The sequence below is a fragment of the Bradyrhizobium sp. USDA 4541 genome, assembly GCF_024171085.1.
GTDB classification, from domain to species: Bacteria; Pseudomonadota; Alphaproteobacteria; order Rhizobiales; family Xanthobacteraceae; genus Bradyrhizobium; species Bradyrhizobium australafricanum.
In genome coordinates, this window is sequence record NZ_JALJZF010000001.1 from 3,257,159 (window position 1) to 3,274,398 (window position 17,240).

Sequence of the window (17,240 nt, forward strand, 5' to 3'; positions counted from 1 at the left end):
GATCGGTGGATTGATCCTTGGCTCACAACTCCCGCGCATTCGAGAACGCGAACGAGGACACGCGCCGCGTGGTCTCGTCCAGGATCAGGGTGCGCGTGATCGGCGGCTCGGCGCGCTGGCTGCAATTCTCGCGCTCGCAAAGCCGGCAGTTGACGCCGATCGGGGTACCCTCGACCTTTTCCAGATCCATGCCGGTGGCATAGACGAGCTTGGCCGCATGCCGGATCTCGCAGCCGAGCCCGATCGCAAAGCGCGGCTGCGGCTGCGGGTAGGGCGCCACCGGCCGGCGCACCATCTGCGCGATCGAGAAGTAGCGCGTGCCGTCCGGCAATTCGATCACCTGGCTGAGCAGGCGGTCCGGCATGTCGAAGGTCGAGTGCACGTTCCAGAGCGGGCAGGTGCCGCCGAACTTGGAGAACGGAAAGGTGCCCGAGGAGAACCGCTTCGACACGTTGCCGGCATTGTCGACGCGGAGCAGGAAGAACGGCACGCCGCGCGCGTTCGGCCGTTGCAGCGTGGTGAGGCGGTGGCAGACCTGCTCGAAGCCGGCGTTGAAGCGCTGCGCCAGCACATGGACGTCGTAGCTCAAGGCTTCGGCTGCGGAATGAAACGCCTGATAAGGCATCATCGCGGCGGCTGCGAAGTAATTGGCGAGCGTGATGCGGTAGAGCCGGCGCGCGGTGTCGTCGAGCGGGCCGGCGCGGCTGACGATGGCGTCGATCGAAGCGCCGCACTCGACAAAGCCGATCTGCAGTGCAAGCTGGAAGCTGCGGCCGGAGCTGTCGACGAGTTCGGAGATCAAGAGCTGCCGGCGGTGCCGATCGAAACGGCGCAGCGTCTCGCGCATCACGTCGACCGGCATCACGCGGGTCAGAATCGAATGTTTTTCGCGGAGGCGCGTGGTCAGCGCCGTGAACAGGCCTTCGGTCGGCACGTTGAGCTCGTCGCGCAAATTCTCCGCGGCGGTCTCGAGCTCCGGAAAATAGTTGCGGTTGGCCTCGATCAGGTCACGCACCCGCTCGATCGGATTGGCGTCGAATTGCGAGCCTTCGCGGTCGGCCATCTGCGCCGCCACCAGAGTCTCGCCGCGGCGCGCCTCGGTGTAGGCGGCGTAGAGCCGCTGCAGCGCGTGCGTCACGCCGGGGCAGAGCTCGGCGAGGTCGCGCAGCTCCTGCTTCGGCAGGTCGATCTGGCGGAACAGGGGATCGGAGAAGATCTCGTTGAGTTCCGCGAAGAAGCGGTCCTCGTCGGCGGTGGCGAGGTCGCGCAAGTCGAGGTCGTAGGTCTCGGCCAGCCGCAGCAGGATCTGCGCCGTCACCGGGCGCTGGTTGCGCTCGATCAGGTTGATGTAGGAGGGCGAGATGCCGAGCCCCTCGGCGATCTGGGTCTGCGACAGCCCCAATTGCTGGCGGATCCGCCGGAAGCGCGGACCGACGAACAGCTTCTTTCCGGATTCACCGGGCACGGGTTGGTCTCGCTTGCCGCAGCAAATTCTGACCGCCTCGCCCCGCGCGCGGGGAGAGGCCGGATCGGATCGCTAGATGCGATCCGGGTGAGGGGGACCCTCCGCGAGTCTCGCTGCGGAGACAGCCCCTCCCCCCAATCCTCTCCCCGTAAGAACGGGGAGAGGGAGAAGAAAAACCGGCGGGCATGGCAGGCTTCCTGACCTATTTTGTGACAAAATTTACAAGTCGACATTTATTACAAGTTCAGATGTTACATGACATCACCAATAAAAAACAAGGCATCTGTACGAACTTCGCGTTTTCGCGTTTATCTCCTGACACGCAATTCGCAATACTCTGTCAAGAATGTCGATATGAGCAGATTGCGGAGATCAAGGTGCAGGCGGCTGGGCAAAGGCAGCCCGATTTTTTGAAGGAGACTGACGATGAGCAAGGGCAGCAATTTCTGGGTGATCGGCGGAGAGTTCGGGTCGATGAACTTCCACAAGCTCGTCGAAGGCTCGGCCCAGGTCCGCGGTCCGTTCAAGACCCGCAAGGAAGCCGAAGAGTGCTGGAAGGAAGTTTCGGAAGAGAGCCGCCACAAGGCCGGCGTGCGCTTCTCCATCGTCGAGGAGCCGTCGCGGGTTTCGGCCTGAGCGCCAGAATTTTCAGAGCTAAGAAAACGTCCAAGGACGGCGGCCCCATCCGGTTCATCCGGGTGGGGTCGACCGCTTTTGGGACAGCGTCAGGTATCTTTGATCTGGGGATAAGTGGCGGCCTAAGTGCTTGGGAACCAACGCCCTTTGCGGACATCTTGGTTGCTGATAGGTTAATGCGCAGGAAACCCGTCACCACGAGACCGCAAGGCATGTCCGATCCGCAGAACACCGGCAGCGAGGCGCGCGAGATGCGGCCGACGCTGCGAGAGGCGTTGCGACGGGCGCGGATCGAGGCGGCCGATCGCACCGGTGTCGTCGTCGAGTTGCGCGACGCCGAGGTGGCGCGGCTCGAGATCCTCAACGATGCGCTCGATCCGCTGTTCGCGCAGGTGCCGGACAAGGTCGATCTGTTCGACCGCGCCATCAGCCAGGGCGAGACGCCGCGGCTGTGGATCGACGTCGTCGCGCATGTGCTGATGGGGCGCGACAAGCGGATCTACCGCTTCGTGCAGGACACGAGGTTCGGCCGCATCGTGCTCGCCGAATCGCATGACGTGGCCGCGATCGTCGATGCCGTCACCGACTATGTCGCGCGCCGCCTGATCGAGCGCGAGCATGCGATGGTGGCAACGCCGCTTCCGGTTGCCGAGCCGCCGGCGCCGCCGCCCGTCCCGGTGGTGACGCCGAGGCGCCGCGGCGGGATCGGCATGTTCGTGTTCGGCTTCGTCATGGGCGCGCTCGCGCTGTTCGGTCTCGCGCTGTATGCGAGCTTGCAAAACTTCTAGCCGCTCAAGGGGCGGGGCATCGTGGTCATAACACCCGCCTCGGCATTTTTCGGCGTCCTGGCGGCGGCCGCGGTGGTCGGCAGCGCCGTGCTGTTCGGCAAGTGGCAAACGTTGCGGCGTGCCGAATACATCCGCACCTTTCACTGGCCGGCGGGCCTGTTGGCGCGGCTCGAGAAGCGTCACCCCGGCTTCACCCGCAAGGACAGCGCGCTGGTCTCGCGCGGCCTGCGGCAGTTCTTCCTCGCCTATCTGATGAGCGGCAAGCGTTACGTCTCGATGCCCTCGCAAGCGGCCGACGACCTCTGGCACGAATTCATCCTCTACACCCGCGAATACGACGCGTTCTGCCGCCGCGCCTTCGGCGGCTTCCTGCATCACACCCCCGCGGTCGTCCTGGTGAAGGAGCGGCGCAGGAGCAATGAGGGGCTGCGCCGGGTCTGGTGGTACTGCTGCAAATACGAGAACATCGATCCGGTCAGGCCGACCCGGCTGCCGCTGCTGTTCGCGCTCGACGCCAAGCTGAACATCGCGAACGGCTTCATCTATCACACCGACTGCGAGGCGCTGCGCCGCAGCGGCATCGGTGGCAGCAGTCCCTATTGCGGCGGCGATTTCTCCGACTCCTCGATCGACGGATCGTCAGCCGGCTTCGGCGATGCCGGCAGCGACGGGAGTGGCGGCGGCGATGGCGGTGACGGCGGTGGTGGTGGCGGCGACAGCGGAGGCGGCTGCGGCGGTGGGTGTGGCGGCGGCGGGGGCGGCGATTAGGAAAGTCGTGCTTGCTTCAATTCGCGAATGCCGGCGTGCTCGCCGAGCCCGCGCACGGTCTGCTCGCAGCGCCACGCATTGCCGTCACGCTCGATCGTGAACAAATTGTAGGCCGCCGCCGGATAGTGCTTGCGCGCCAGCGCCGATGCCGACGGCACGCCGATCGCCGGGATCTTCCGCTCCGGGCCGTCGAACCACATCGTCGAATGGATGTGGTCGTGGCCATGCAGCACCAGCTCGACGCCGTGGCGCCTGAGCAGCGCCAGCAGCTGATGCGAATCGGTCAGCCGCTTGGCGCGGCCGTCGGAGTGCAGCGGGTGATGCACCAGGAGGACGCGGAAGGCGTCCTCCCGCGACAGCTGCGCGAGAATCGCATCGAGCGCATCGAGCTGAGGATGGCCGAGCCAGCCGGTCGCCATCAGCGGCGGGGTCGGCACCGCCGAGGAGACGCCGATCAGCGCCAGCGGCCCGCGGCGACGCACGAACGGAAAATGCGTTGCCGCGCCGTCGGCGTCGCCGCGCAGATAGTCGCCGAAGTGACTGACGAAGCGATGCCGGGTCGCGCGCACATAGGCGTCGTGGTTGCCGGGGACCACGGTGACGTCGGCAGGCGAACCTACCCCCTCCAGCCATTGCCGGGCCGGATTGAACTCGGCATCCAGTGCCAGATTGACCAGGTCGCCGGTCACGGCAATGTGGTCCGGCTGCTGCGCCTGCATGTCCGACACCAGCGCGTCGAGCACGTCGCGGCGGTGATATTTGTGACGGTTGCGCGTCCAGTTCAGATAGCCGAAGGCGCGCTTGCCGGCGAGATCGCGCAGCCGCGCCGCCGGCAGCGGCGGCAGATGCGGGTCCGACAGATGCGCGAGGCGGAACGCCGCCATCATGCGATTCCCTTCGGATTGTCCGCGAAAAGTGGCCGGCAGCCGGTCATGTCGTGCTATCCCGAACGTCCTGCCCTGTATTGGCAAGAGCTGCGCAGGCGCGCAAGGATCAAAGCACGGATCAAACACCATGATGTCGAGGGTTCAGTGACGGTCCTGCTCGATTTACGCAAGCGCTACGAGCCGCAGATCAGATGGGTGTTTCATTTCTACTGGCGGCTCGTCCGCAGCATGACGCTCGGGGTCCGTGCCGTCGTGCTCGATGCCGACAACAGGGTGTTCCTGGTCAAGCACAGCTACGTCCATGGCTGGTATCTGCCTGGCGGCGGGGTCGAGGTCGGCGAAAGTTTTATCGAGTCGCTGCGGCGCGAATTGGAGGAGGAGGGGCGGATCGAGCTCAAGGGCGAGCCGGTGCTGCACGGCATCTTCCACAACAGCCACGTCTCGCCGCGCGATCATGTCGCGGTCTACGTCGTCAGGAACTACCGGCAGGACCGCCTGCCGGAGCCGAATCGCGAGATCGTGGCCTGCGGCTTCTTCGATCCGGCTGATCTGCCTGACGAGACCACCCCGGGCACGCGGCTGCGGATCGCGGAGGTGCTCGAGGGCAAGCCGCCGACGGCGACATGGCGGTGATGGACCGCGCCCGCGCCAGATGCTATCCCGCGCCCCACAATGACCGAATTGTCCCTGACCATCCTGCCCGAGACCCCGAAAGACGCCCAGGCGATCGAGCGTCTGCACGAGCGCACCTTCGGGCCTGGCCGCTTCGTGCTCAGTGCCTACCGGCTGCGCGAGCATGTCGATCATTTGCTCGATGTCTCCTTCACGGCGCGGATCGGCACGCTGCTGGTCGGCTCGGTGCGCCAGCTGCCGGTCACGATCGGCGATACGCCGGCCCTGATGCTTGGGCCGTTGACGGTCGAGCCGCCGTTCCGCAGCCGCGGCGTCGGCCGTGCGCTGCTCGAGCGTGCGATCAACGACGCCCGCGCCAAGGGCCATCGGCTGATCGTGCTGGTCGGCGACGAGCCGTACTACGCGCGGGTCGGCTTCAAGCCGGTCCCGAAGGGGCGGATGACCATGCCCGGCCCGGTCGATTACAGTCGCCTGCTTGTCATGGAACTGGTCGACGGCGCGGCCGAGGGCGTGTCCGGGCCAATCCTGCCGGACTGGAGCAAGGCGATCTGACATCCGCGCGAGCGGTGCCGGAACGGTTGCGCACCATCGGAAACTGAAGCACAGTTGAGGCAAGCGCCGGGACAAGACCGGCGCATGTCATATCAACAGGGAGAGTGCGCGCCATGATCAAAGTCAGTGTGATGTATCCGAACAATCCAGGCGCACGCTTTGATCACGACTATTATCGCGACAAGCACATGCCGCTGGTGAAGGCGCGCCTTGGCGACGCGTGCAAATACTACACCGTCGACAAGGGTCTCGCCGGCGGCGCACCGGGGCAACCCGCAACCTATGTCGGAATGTGCCACATCTTCTGCGACTCGGTTGAGGCCTTCGCGGCCGGCATGGGCAAGCACGCCCAGGAGATCATGGGCGATATCCCGAACTACACCGATCTGCAGCCGGTGATCCAGATCAGCGAAGTCGTCGTCGGCCACTGATCGTCCAGACCGAGCAGGTTACGCGGCTCCCCTCAGAGACGCTCGTAGCCCGGATGAAGCGAAGCGAAATCCGGGATCAGTCTCACCGCGGGAGCAGTCTCCCGGATTGCGCTGCGCTCCATCCGGGCTACGCGATAAATCCCTCTGCCGCTGGCAGCAGAGGGATGACCTTGGCTCAGAACTTCAGATTGGCGAACGCCCGTATGCCGAGGCCCGGCATCAGCACCTCGTCCTTGGTATAAGAAACGGAGTTGCGGATGTTCTGGTTGAGCAGGTTGTTGCCGACCAGACCAAGCGTCATCTCGCGTGCGCCGATCCATGACGAAGTGAGCTTGGTGTTGTAGGTGATCTCCGCGTTGAGGAGATTGTAGCCCGCGGTCGGGGTCTCGCCGATGACAGCGATGTCGTTCTGCGCGAAGGCGTGCACCAGATTGATGCGGGTCAGCCAGTTGCTGTCGCGCCAATAGAAGCCGCCGCCAAGCCGCACCGGTGGAATCCGCGGCACGTTGGTGCCGTCGGTGAAGGTCGCGCGCACCACGTCGAACTGGTTCTCGATGCCCCAGATGCCGCCGTTGAGCGGGCCGATGTCGAGCTGGCTCTGGAACTCGGCGCCGCGGAAGATCGCGTCGCGCTGCGAGTAGCGCGCCTGGTTCAGTTCGAGGCCGGGGCCGAGCTGGCACGCGCTCTCGTCACACGTGTTGCCCGTCAGCCGGCGGAATATGAAGCCGTCGAACCTGGTGTAGTAGCCGGTGAGTTCGAACCGCAGCGGTCCGGTCGCCCGCCGTAGTCCGATCTCGATCGATTTTGCGGTTTCGATGCCGAGATTGGGATTGCCGATGTCGAACGTGGCGGTCGCATCGTGTGGGCCGCGCGAGAAGAGCTCGGCCGGTTTCGGCGCGCGTTCGACGTATTGGGCGGTCGCGCTTGCTACCAGATCCCACGGCAGATTCTGGATCAAGCCGATGCTGCCGCTCTTGGGTGTGAAACTGGGATTTTGCGGTGTCGCTGGACCGATGCTTGCGGGGTCGGTGGCCACGTCGAACACGGGGGGAATGAAGGCCGGCGTTGTGCCGGAAAGATCGACGTGTTCGATCCGCCCGGCAATCTGTGCTTTGGTGGTGTCGGTGAACTTCAGCTCGTTGAACACGTAACCGGCGACCCTGTTGTTCTTGTTGGGGTCCCATAATCCGTTGAGCGGGCTGGTCGGATCGTCCGGACTCGGGGCGGTCAGCTCCTGGTGCCCACCCTGCAGGCCGAATGCCGTGGTCACGGTGGCGAAGCGCGCGTTGAACGGCATCATCTGCACCTCGACGCGCGCCTCCTGCTCCTTGCTGGTGAAGGTCTGTCTCACGCCGTCGCTCAATGGATCGGCCGGATCGGCAAGGCCAATCTCGTTGTGGCGATAGTCGGTCGCGCCGACCCAGAACCGCACGGCGTCGATCGCCGCGGCATCGGGCCGGTACTCGCCCTTGACCGCGATCTTGGTCTGGTGCGCGTCGATCCGGGTCTGGTGATCGGCGCCGTCGATACCGGGGATGTGGTAGAGCGAGTCGTTCTGGGTGATCGCCGCGCCGATAAAGCCGCCCTGGAAGAAATAGGAGGCGCCGACTGACGCGCCGTCCGACTGCGTCGCGGAGTTCGGCTGGCGTCCATTGAACGGCTGGCCCGGGACGAACAGATAAGGGTAGCTCGGAATGCTGTAGTCGCTGGTGGTGCGGCCATAGACGTCGGCATGCACGGCGACATTGTTGCCGCCGGCGTCCAGCAGCATGCCGCCGTCGACGCCGCGATTGACCGAGCTCGCCGACGTGCGGGTCTCGACATTGAGGCAACCCGGGCCGCCGGCATCGGCCAGCGGCGCCTTCACCGGCAGCCCGTAGGATTGGAACGGCGCCGCCGTGCAGGTCGGCATCGCATCGGGGATGCGGTTGTTGGTGGCGCTCACTACGCCGCCGATCGAGGTCGAGCCGTAACGCAGCGCGGCCGGGCCGCGCACCACCTCGATCTGATTGGTCGAGAGCGGATCGATCGGCACGAAATGGTCTTCGCCAAGATCCGAGGCGCCGCCACCGCCGAGACCATTCTCGACAATGCCGACGCGGTTGACGTCGAGGCCGCGGATAATCGGCCGGCTGGATGCGCCGGGGGCGAAGCTCGAGCCGGTGATGCCGGGCTTCGAGAACAGCAGATCGCCGAGCGTGGCGGCGCCGGAGCGCCGCAGTTCCTCGTTCGGGATCACGGTGACGGTGGCGAACTGATCGGTGACGACGGGCAGCACGCCCTGCTGCGGTGCTGGCGCCGCCGCTGCGGGCGCCGGTTGTACCGCGGCGACGCGTTCGCGGCTGCGGCTCGGCGCAGCCCGAGCAGCACGGGTCGGCGTGCGCGTCGGCGCAGTCCGGTGCCGCTGGATCGGGCTCGGCGCCGTCACGGTGATGTCAGGCAGTTGCGTCGGCGTCTCCTGGGCCAGCGCGCCGCTACTCATTGCGCCCAGCAATAGCCAGCTCGCGCTCCCGATGTGGAATGCTCGTTTCTTCTGAAGTGTCATTGTCCCGATCCAAGTCCCGATCCAGGGCCCGTCGAAATGACGGATCGATCCCGATTTGCCCCGCTGGAGCAGGCCGCATGTGACGCGGCCGTCCGCTCAGGGCGTGCAGCAACCAGTTGATGTCAGGACAGGGGAGGGGCGCGGGAATGAAAGGCCGCAGGCGCCGACTTCAGATGGAGGAATTCGGCATTGGTGGTTCGGAACAGAAGCTCGACGGCTTCCGGCAGCAACAGCACCGGCGGCGCCGTGAACAGCATGCTGCTCGCGAGCGAGATGACGGCGCAGATTGCGCAATTGTCGGCCGGATGCCGGTCGTTGTCGTGCTTGGCGGGCGGCTCGGTCCCGGTCACCTGGACCGCGAGGTCCGGCGTCGCCGAGGTCCCGATATAGGCGAGATCGATCAGCGATAGCCCGGTCTGAACTGCGGGCGCCGCTTGCGCGGCCGCGATCGGATGGAAATGCCCGAACGACAGCATGAACTGGACGGCGAGCGCGAACAGCGCCAGCCGCGAGCCAGTCTTGATGTGTCGCCGGAACCACTGCATGCCGATAACGCCCGCCCAATCGGGAGCGCGTCAACACCCCAGCGCCCCGATGTTACATTATAACATCGGATGGCATCCGCGATGTCAACCGGCGTTCAGACAATCCGTGTCGATGCATTGCCTGTGTGTGCTTGATGCAACGCAGACGTGAGCCCGGCCGGACTCAGCGTCCCTCGCGCAGCCATGTTGCCGCGAATGCGCCGAGCAACAGCAGCAGGCCAACCAGGCCGGCGAACATCGGCAGCACGCCGACACCCTTCACGACGCTGGCGTCGCGCATCTTGACGCCGAGCCAGCCGTCGCCGCGGAAGATCGAGGAGGAGCGTACCGGCACGACGCGCGGCATGTCGACGCTCGAACCGTCGACGATGCGCCGGGCGTCGCCGCCGGTTGCCTGCGCCAGCGGCTTCAGCATGTCGGTGGTCGAGGTGACCTCCGAGAATTCCTTCGGGTTGGTCGGCCCGACATTGATCAGCGCCTTCAGCGTGCCGTCGGTGGCCTGCCACAGGCCGAGCTCGTTGGCGGGCAGCGTCGCGCGCCACTCGCCGGGATCGCCGGCGGTGAGCGTCAGTTCATGCGTGGTGCCGCTCGGCGACGTCACGGTGACCGGCGATACGGTGTCGGCCATGGTCTGGCGCACCACCATGAGATCCTTACCCTGCACCTGCATGCGCAGCGCCTCTTCGTCGAGGTCGGGCTGCTTCATCAGCCAGTGCGACACCCGCCGCAACAAATCGAGATGCGGGCCGCCGCCCTCGTAGCCGCGCGCCCACAGCCAGATGTGGTCCGAGAGCAGCAGCGCGACGCGGCCTTCGCCGAAGCGCGACAGCAGCAGCAGCGGCTTGCCGTCGGCTCCGGTCATGACCGGCGGATTGATCGCGTTGCGGGTATCGACGGTGCGGAAGAACCGGCTCCAATGCGGCGGCTCGGCATTCGAGCCTTCCAGCCCGCGCGTCACCGGATGGCGCTTACCGGCATCGCTCAGATGCGCGTAGAACGGCTTCTCGGTCACGCCGACCGGTTCGGCCGGCAGCACGGAGTCCAGCGGCGTGCGCCAGATGCTGGTGGTCGAGGCGTAGTCGGGGCCGGCGGACACCAGCACCGCGCCGCCGGCGCGGACATAGCGCGCGATGTTGTCGAAATAGGCGATCGGCAGCACGCCCTGGCGGGCGTAGCGGTCGAAGATGATCAGCTGGAATTCGTTGATCTTCTGCTGGAACAGCTCGCGGGTCGGAAACGCGATCAGCGACAGCTCGTTGATCGGCGTGCCGTCCTGCTTCTCCGGCGGACGCAGAATGGTGAAGTGCACGAGATCGACGCTGGGGTCGGACTTCAGGAGGTTGCGCCAGGTGCGTTCACCGGAATGCGGCTCGCCGGAAACCAGCAGCACGCGCAGCTTGTCGCGCACGCCGTCGATCGCGACTACGGCGCGGTTGTTGACCGGCGTCAGCTCGTTCTCGAGCGGCGAGGCCTCGATCTCGACGATGTTGGGCCCGGCGTGCTTGATGTCGATGTCGACGCTCGAGGTCTGGCCGCTGGTCAGCGTGCGCTCGTTGATCACTTCGCCGTCGCGGCGGATCGTGACCTTGGCGCGCTCGCCGGTGACGCCCTGGTCGTCGAGCCGGAAGGTGATGGTCTGGGTCTGGCCGACGATGCCGAAGCGCGGCGCGGCGGTGATCGCGATGCGGCGGTCGCGCTCGTCCTTGCGGCCGGTGATCAGCGCGTGCACCGGCGCCTGGAAGCCGAGCGCCTGGGCGTTGGCGGGAATGTCATGCACGCGGCCATCGGTGATCATGAAGGCGCCCGCGACGCGCTCGACCGGAACGTCCGACAGCGCCGACGTCAGCGCGCCGAACAGTTTTGTGCCATCGGTCTCGCCATCGGCCTGACCGGCCTCGACGATGCGGACCTCGAGGCCCTTGATCTGCTTCAGGCTGTCGACCAGCGCCTGCCGCGCCTTGTCGGTCTCCTGGTTGCGCGTGCCGAAATTCTGGCTCGGGCTCTTGTCGACCACGACGGCAGCGACCGAGGACAGCGGCTCGCGGTCCTCGCGGGTGAAGGAGGGATTGGCCAGTGCCAGCAGGATCAGCGCCAGCGCCGCGACCCGCACCGCGGCGCCACGCGCGCGCGACACCAGGAGCAGCACGGCAATGACGACGATCGCGCCGAGCGCGAGCCACAGCACGAGCGAAGGAACCAGCGGTGTGAACGCGATGCCGTAGTTCATGACGTCACTCCGTCATTCCGTGGCGATGCGAAAGCATCGAACCCGGAATCTCGAGATTCCGGGTCTGGTCCTTCGGACCATCCCGGAATGACGGTGTTGGCAGCTGAAGCACTTGCATCTCTATTGTCCCAGCCGCTCGATCAAGGCAGGCGCGTGCACCTGGTCGGCCTTGTAGTTGCCGGTCAGCGTGTACATCACGATGTTGACGCCGGCGCGGAAGGCAAATTCGCGCTGGCGCGGCTCGCCCGGCGTCAGCGGCAGCATCGGCTGGCCGTCGGGGCGGATCGCCCAGGCGCCGGCGAGGTCGTTCGACGTGATGATGATCGGCGAGACGCCGTCGCCGCCGCGCGCCGGGCGCTGCGCAGCCTCGTCGTCGTCCTCGCGCGGCAGCGCCTCGACCCAGGTCTGACCGGAGTTGAAGCGGCCGGGGAAATCGCGCAGCAGATAGAACGTCTTGGTCAACACGTGCTCGCGCGGCACCGGCTCGAGCTCGGGCACGTCGAGGGTCGACAGCAATTCGCGCAGCGTCTGCATGCCGGGCGTTTGCGATGAGCCGCTGTCCCCCGGCGGCGCTTCGACGGCGTCCCGGGTATCGAAGATGACCGTGCCGCCCTGCTTCATGTAGGCGTCGATCTTGTTGATGGCGTCCTGCGGCGGCTTCGGCGCGCCCGGCACGATCGGCCAGTAGATCAGGGGGAAGAACGTCAGCTCGTCGCGCGCGGGATCGATGCCGACGGGATCGCCGGCTTCCAGCGCGGTGCGCTGTCCGAGGAACAGCGTCAGTCCGGACATCCCCGCCTTGACGATGGAATCGACGTCGGCATTGCCGGTCACGACGTAGGCCAGCCGCGTCTGCGACACCGCCTTGATGGCGAAGTCGTCGCTGCTGGCGTTCTGCGCGCGGCTCGGCGAGGGCACCATCGTGGTCGCAAGGATGAAGGCCAACGCGAGCACGGCCGGTGCCGCGCGCCGCCGGATCAGCGCGGCAAGGCCGCCGCCGAGCATGGCCACCACGATCGCATCGAGCAGGAACAGCGCCAGCGCCGTCGACAGCATGATGCCGCGCAAATCGCGCGGCTCGGCGTTGGTGTAGCTCGCACGCGTCGCGCGCAGGGCCGAGGTGTCGAGCGGCGCGATGCGATCGGCGGAGGCGAGCGTGTTGACCGCGATCGGGCTCTCGGCAGTGCCGTAGAAGCCGGGCGGATGGTCGGCCGTGCCGCGATCGCGATAGTCCGCCGACATCGGCTTGGCGCTCGAGGGCGGCGGGCCGAAGACGCCGAAGCCGTCGAGCGTGCGCAGCGGCGCAACCGTCTCGGCATTGGGATCGCTGGCGACGCCCGGGCCGGGCTTCGAGGTATAGCCGGACATGTCGATCAGCCGGCGCAGCATCTCGACGAAGGTGCCGGACATCGGCAGATCCGACCAGCGCATGTCAGCGCCGACATGGAACAGGCTGACAACGCCCTTGCCGCGACGCTCGCCGGTGACCAGCGGCGTGCCGTCCTCCAGCGAGGCCCAGCTCTTGGTCGAGAGCACGGCGTCGGGCTCGGCCAGCACCTGGCGGTTGACGGTGATGTCCTTCGGCACGGTGAGGCCCGAGAACGGGCCATCGGCGGCGAACGAGGCCATGTGCTGCGGCTTCTCCCAGGTCAGGCTGCCGCCGAGCGTGCGTCCGCCGCGGCGGAGCTTGACGGGAACGAGGTCGTCATCGGCCTGGGCGAGGCGCGGACCTGCGAAGCGCACCAGCACGCCGCCTTGCTCGATCCAGGCATTGAGCCGGTCGCGAATCTCTGGCGATAGCGTGCCGACGTCGGCCATCACGATCATCGGCAGCCGCTGGTCGAGGAATTGCCCGATCACCTGCTGCGGCGCGCCGCGATCGCCGAGCCTGACATCGGCGAATGGCGACAACGCCCGGGAGAGATAGAAGGTCGACGCCAACAGCGGCTGCGCGGTGTCGTTGCTCGCACCCGAGACCACGCCGATGGCGCGGCGGCGCCAGCGCCGGTCGAGCAGCTGCACGGCGCCGGCCGAATGCTCGCCGGAGATTTCGAGCCGTGCGATGTCGTTGCGCAATTCGACCGGAAGATCGAAGGCGGCTTCGGTCTCGCGATCCTGCGGTCCGAATGTGTAGCGCGCCTCGCCGATCGGCGATCCCTTGGCGTCGACCGCGCGTACCGTTCCCGCCGCGATGCCGCTCTCGGTGCGCAGCACCTTCACCGTCATCTTGGCGGCGGCGTTCTCGGCCGCGACCAGCGCCTGCGCCGACTGCGCACCGCCCGCATAGATCGTCAGATTGCGGCTCTCGATCACCTTGCCGAGCCCCTCGGTGAATTCGCTGCCGCGTCCGGTGTCGACGCCGTCGGACAGCCAGGCGATGTCGCAGTCGCCGGTCGACTTGAGGAAACGTCCAAGCGCGCCGAGAGTTTCAACCCGATCGACCGAGTAGGGCTTCGGCGCGAGCTGGCGCAGCGCGACGCGCGCGGCGCCGGCCGGCATCAGTGTGATGTCGCGCGCGGGCTCGGACAGCGGCACCAGCGCGACGCCGCGGCGGTCGCTGTCGGCGTTGGCGATCAGTTCGTCCGCGGCCCTGATCCGCGCATCCCAGCTCGAGGCCGCGCTCCAGCCGTCGTCGAGCAGGATCACCAGCGGCAATTTGCCGGCGGCAACGCCGGTCTGTGGATTCCAGATCGGGCCGGCGGCTGCGAAGATGACGAGCGCGGCGGCGGCGAGCCGCAGCAGCGTCAGCCACCATGGCGTGCGCGACGGTGTCTCCTCCCTCGGCGCGATGTCGAACAATAGCCGCGTCGGCGGGAATTCGATCCGGCGCGGCCGCGGCGGCATCACGCGCAACAGCCACCACAGCACCGGCAGGCTGACCAGCCCCAGCAGCAGCAGCGGTTCGGCAAAGGAGAGGGGGAGGCCTGCGATCATGCGCTGCGTCCCGCCTTGACTATTGAGCGGCCGCCGCCCTTGCTCACCATCATGCCGGCATGCAGGAACAACAGCAGCTCGGCAGCGGAGCGGCTGGTGGTATGGGTCGAGAACAGCCAGTCGAGCCGATTGGTCTCGCCGCGGATCTGGTCGCGATGCAGCGCGACCCGGGCGACATAATCGCTCGCCCAGCTCTCGGCGCGGCCCGCGGTGATGACGCTGCCGATCTCCGGTTCGACGAATTCGACGCGCCCGGAATAGGGGAAGGTCTCTTCGGCGGGATCGACGACCTGGATCATGGTGCCGTGCGCGCCGGAGGAGGAAAGCCCGGCCAGCATCGTCGTGATCTCTGTGATTGGCGACCAGAAATCCGACAACACGACGACTTCGGCCAGCGACGACGGCACGAAGGACGGCGGCAGGCTCGCGCGCGTCTTCTCGTCGTGCAACATCGCTTCCGCCATCTTGTCGATCACGTTGAGGCTTGCCGTCGGATTCAGCAGGCCGGGAATGCCGACGCGTTCTCCGCCCGCAACGAGCAACTCGGCGAGCGCGAAGGCTACGATCAGTCCGCGCTCCAGCTTGCTGTCGCGCGCCTCGCGCGAGGCAAAGGCCATCGACGGCGAGCGGTCGGGCCAGATCCACACCGTGTGCGCGGCTTCCCACTCCTGCTCGCGGACATAGAGATGGTCGTCGCGTGCCGAGCGGCGCCAGTCGACGCGCTGCGACGGCTCGCCGGAGACGAAGCGGCGGTATTGCCAGAAATTCTCGCCCGAGCCGGCGCGGCGGCGGCCGTGCAGGCCATGGATGACGTTGGCAGCGACACGGCGGGCCTCAAGCACCAGACGCGGCAGCGATGCGGCGAGCGTTCGGCTTTCGCCATCGGCACGTCGAACCGCAAGGATCTCCTCGTTGTGGTGCCTGTTGTCTGCGGCCATCAACCGATCCGGGTCTTCAGTTGCTTGATCACGTCGGGAATGGTGCGACCCTCGGCGCGCGCCGAGAACGTCAGCGCCATGCGGTGCTTGAGCACGGGCTCGGCGAGATCGAGCACGTCGTCGATCGACGGCGCGAGTCTCCCGTCGAGCAATGCACGGGCGCGCACCGCGAGCATCAAGGCCTGGCTGGCGCGCGGACCCGGGCCCCATGCGATCAGCTTGCCGGCCTCGCCGCCCTCGGTGCCGGGACGCGCGGCGCGGACCAGCGTCAGGATCGCCTCGACCACGGAATCACCGACCGGCAGCCGCCGCACCAGGCGTTGCGCGGTGAGCAACGTCTCGGCGTCCATCGACGGCTTGGCCGCGGCCTCTTCGGCGCCGGTGGTTTCGAACAGGATGCGCCGCTCGGCGTCGCGATCGGGATAGTCGACGTCGATTTCCATCAGGAAGCGGTCGAGCTGCGCCTCGGGCAGCGGATAGGTGCCTTCCTGCTCCAGCGGGTTCTGTGTCGCGAGCACGTGGAACGGTTTTGGCAAATCATGCCGCGCGCCGGCAATGGTGATGTGCTGCTCCTGCATGGCTTGCAGCAGCGCCGACTGGGTGCGCGGGCTGGCGCGGTTGATCTCGTCGGCCATCAGCAGTTGCGCGAACACGGGACCTGCGATGAAGCGGAACGAACGCTTGCCGGCCGAGCTCTCGTCGAGCACTTCGGCGCCGAGAATGTCCGACGGCATCAGGTCGGGGGTGAACTGAATGCGCTTGGCATCGAGGCCGAGCGTGACGCCGAGGGTCTCGACCAGCTTGGTCTTGGCGAGGCCGGGCACGCCGATCAACAGCGCGTGGCCGCCCGACAGAATCGTCACCAGGGTGTTTTCGATCACCTGCTCCTGGCCGAAGATCACGGTGGAGACCGCTTCCTTGGCGGCCTTGATCTGGCCCGCGACCTGCTCGGCCGAACGGACGATCACATCCTCCAGTTTCTCGACGCTGTCTGCACCAGCCATTCGATCCGCTCCTTCTTGACGATGCGCGCACATCGGCGCGTCGTCATCATCTGTCGTCATCTCGGCCCTCATGCTAAACCTGAGCGAAGGCCATGTATTCGTTGAATTAAACTATCCCCACCTTATCGGTGTTTCAGGGTATGAACGGCATCACGATGTGGCGAGAATGACATCCCGACCACATCTCAGGATATGTGCACCAAACGTGCCAGATTGAAGGTAGGAAACTTTAAGGCAAACAATGGCGAAGCAAGGGCAGAGCGATTCCGGCAGGGAAACCACGGGCCTCGGGAGCAAGGGTCTCGAAGGGCTCACCACGGCCGCCAATCAAGCTGCGACATCGGGTTCGGCCGGACGCAAGGGTCTGCCGCCGGTTCACCTGTGGAATCCGCCATTCTGCGGCGATCTCGACATGCGAATCGCGCCTGACGGCACCTGGTTCTACATGGGAACGCCGATCGGCCGCCCCGCGCTGGTGCGGTTGTTCTCCACGATCCTGAAGCGCGAGGACGGCAAGCACTTTCTCGTGACACCGGTGGAGAAGGTCGGCATCCGCGTCGATGACGCGCCGTTCCTTGCCGTGGAAATGCAGGCCGGGGAAGACGCGCGCGGCCGCCTGCTCAGGTTCCGCACCAATGTCGACGATTGGGTCGATTGCGAGAAAGGCCACGGCCTCAGATTCGAGGCGGCCGAGGACGGCGGATTGACGCCCTATCTGCACGTCCGCGCCGATTTGTGGGCCAAGGTCACCCGCGCGCTCTATTACGATCTGGTTGACATGGGCGAGCAGCGGATGGTCGATGGTCAGGAGATGTTCGGCATCGAGTCCGGCGGCGAGTTCTTCGCGATGGCCGATGCCAGTCAGGTGAGGGACGCACTTTGAACGA

At 66.4% G+C, this 17,240-nt stretch carries 15 protein-coding genes; 7 read left to right on the top strand and 8 right to left on the bottom strand.

Going from position 1 to position 17,240, the window contains the following annotated elements; genetic code table 11:
* Nucleotides 1-22 precede the first annotated feature (22 nt).
* Nucleotides 23-1,465 carry a short-chain fatty acyl-CoA regulator family protein gene (locus J2R80_RS15260; protein ID WP_057016971.1) on the bottom strand — a complete coding sequence of 481 codons (1,443 nt, stop codon included), beginning with the start codon at nt 1,463-1,465 and terminating at the stop codon, nt 23-25.
* 426 nt (nt 1,466-1,891) lie between these two features.
* On the opposite strand from J2R80_RS15260, the gene J2R80_RS15265 reads away from it, so the two are divergent.
* From J2R80_RS15265 to J2R80_RS15275, 3 genes are all read left to right on the top strand, one after another.
* Nucleotides 1,892-2,101, top strand: a complete 210-nt coding sequence (locus J2R80_RS15265; protein WP_016839740.1) for a hypothetical protein — start codon at nt 1,892-1,894, stop codon at nt 2,099-2,101.
* Nucleotides 2,102-2,313: 212 nt separating this feature from the next.
* Nucleotides 2,314-2,889, top strand: a complete 576-nt coding sequence (locus tag J2R80_RS15270; protein ID WP_141340521.1) for a hypothetical protein — start codon at nt 2,314-2,316, stop codon at nt 2,887-2,889.
* A 21-nt stretch (nt 2,890-2,910) separates the two neighbouring features.
* Nucleotides 2,911-3,657 carry a hypothetical protein gene (locus J2R80_RS15275; protein WP_141340522.1) on the top strand — a complete coding sequence of 249 codons (747 nt, stop codon included), beginning with the start codon at nt 2,911-2,913 and terminating at the stop codon, nt 3,655-3,657.
* On the opposite strand, the gene J2R80_RS15280 is transcribed toward J2R80_RS15275, so the two are convergent.
* A complete protein-coding gene (locus J2R80_RS15280) occupies nt 3,654-4,541 on the bottom strand; it encodes a metallophosphoesterase (protein WP_076830260.1) in 888 nt (295 codons plus the stop codon). The two genes, J2R80_RS15275 and J2R80_RS15280, sit on opposite strands and share 4 nt — an antisense overlap.
* A gap of 147 nt (nt 4,542-4,688) precedes the next feature.
* Here J2R80_RS15280 and J2R80_RS15285 point away from each other — a divergent pair, with 147 nt between their 5' ends.
* From J2R80_RS15285 to J2R80_RS15295, 3 genes are all read left to right on the top strand, one after another.
* A complete protein-coding gene (locus tag J2R80_RS15285; protein WP_016839736.1) occupies nt 4,689-5,177 on the top strand; it encodes an NUDIX domain-containing protein in 489 nt (162 codons plus the stop codon).
* A 39-nt stretch (nt 5,178-5,216) separates the two neighbouring features.
* On the top strand, nt 5,217-5,729 hold the full coding sequence (locus J2R80_RS15290) for a GNAT family N-acetyltransferase (RefSeq protein ID WP_057016974.1): 513 nt from the start codon (nt 5,217-5,219) through the stop codon (nt 5,727-5,729).
* 113 nt (nt 5,730-5,842) lie between these two features.
* Nucleotides 5,843-6,160 (top strand): EthD family reductase, encoded by a 318-nt coding sequence (locus tag J2R80_RS15295; protein ID WP_016839733.1) that lies wholly within the window; start codon nt 5,843-5,845, stop codon nt 6,158-6,160.
* Nucleotides 6,161-6,335: 175 nt separating this feature from the next.
* Here the strand turns inward: J2R80_RS15295 and J2R80_RS15300 are convergent, their stop codons facing one another.
* The 6 genes from J2R80_RS15300 to J2R80_RS15325 form a co-directional block, all read right to left on the bottom strand.
* On the bottom strand, nt 6,336-8,705 hold the full coding sequence (locus J2R80_RS15300) for a TonB-dependent receptor (protein ID WP_141340523.1): 2,370 nt from the start codon (nt 8,703-8,705) through the stop codon (nt 6,336-6,338).
* 122 nt (nt 8,706-8,827) lie between these two features.
* Nucleotides 8,828-9,250, bottom strand: coding sequence for a DUF2946 family protein (locus J2R80_RS15305; protein WP_057016976.1), 423 nt, complete (start codon nt 9,248-9,250; stop codon nt 8,828-8,830).
* Nucleotides 9,251-9,413: 163 nt separating this feature from the next.
* A complete protein-coding gene (locus tag J2R80_RS15310) occupies nt 9,414-11,477 on the bottom strand; it encodes a hypothetical protein (protein WP_141340524.1) in 2,064 nt (687 codons plus the stop codon).
* 120 nt (nt 11,478-11,597) lie between these two features.
* Nucleotides 11,598-14,408 (bottom strand): DUF4159 domain-containing protein, encoded by a 2,811-nt coding sequence (locus J2R80_RS15315; RefSeq protein WP_076830466.1) that lies wholly within the window; start codon nt 14,406-14,408, stop codon nt 11,598-11,600.
* A complete protein-coding gene (locus J2R80_RS15320) occupies nt 14,408-15,349 on the bottom strand; it encodes a DUF58 domain-containing protein (protein WP_076830268.1) in 942 nt (313 codons plus the stop codon). Before J2R80_RS15320 ends, J2R80_RS15315 begins: the two co-directional genes overlap by 1 nt.
* Entirely contained in the window at nt 15,349-16,353 is a 1,005-nt protein-coding gene (locus tag J2R80_RS15325; RefSeq protein WP_038386028.1) for a MoxR family ATPase, read from the bottom strand. The genes J2R80_RS15320 and J2R80_RS15325 overlap by 1 nt, the downstream gene beginning before the upstream one ends.
* Before the next feature lie 241 nt (nt 16,354-16,594).
* Here J2R80_RS15325 and J2R80_RS15330 point away from each other — a divergent pair, with 241 nt between their 5' ends.
* On the top strand, nt 16,595-17,236 hold the full coding sequence (locus tag J2R80_RS15330; RefSeq protein WP_057016979.1) for a DUF1285 domain-containing protein: 642 nt from the start codon (nt 16,595-16,597) through the stop codon (nt 17,234-17,236).
* The last annotated feature ends 4 nt before the right edge of the window (nt 17,237-17,240 follow it).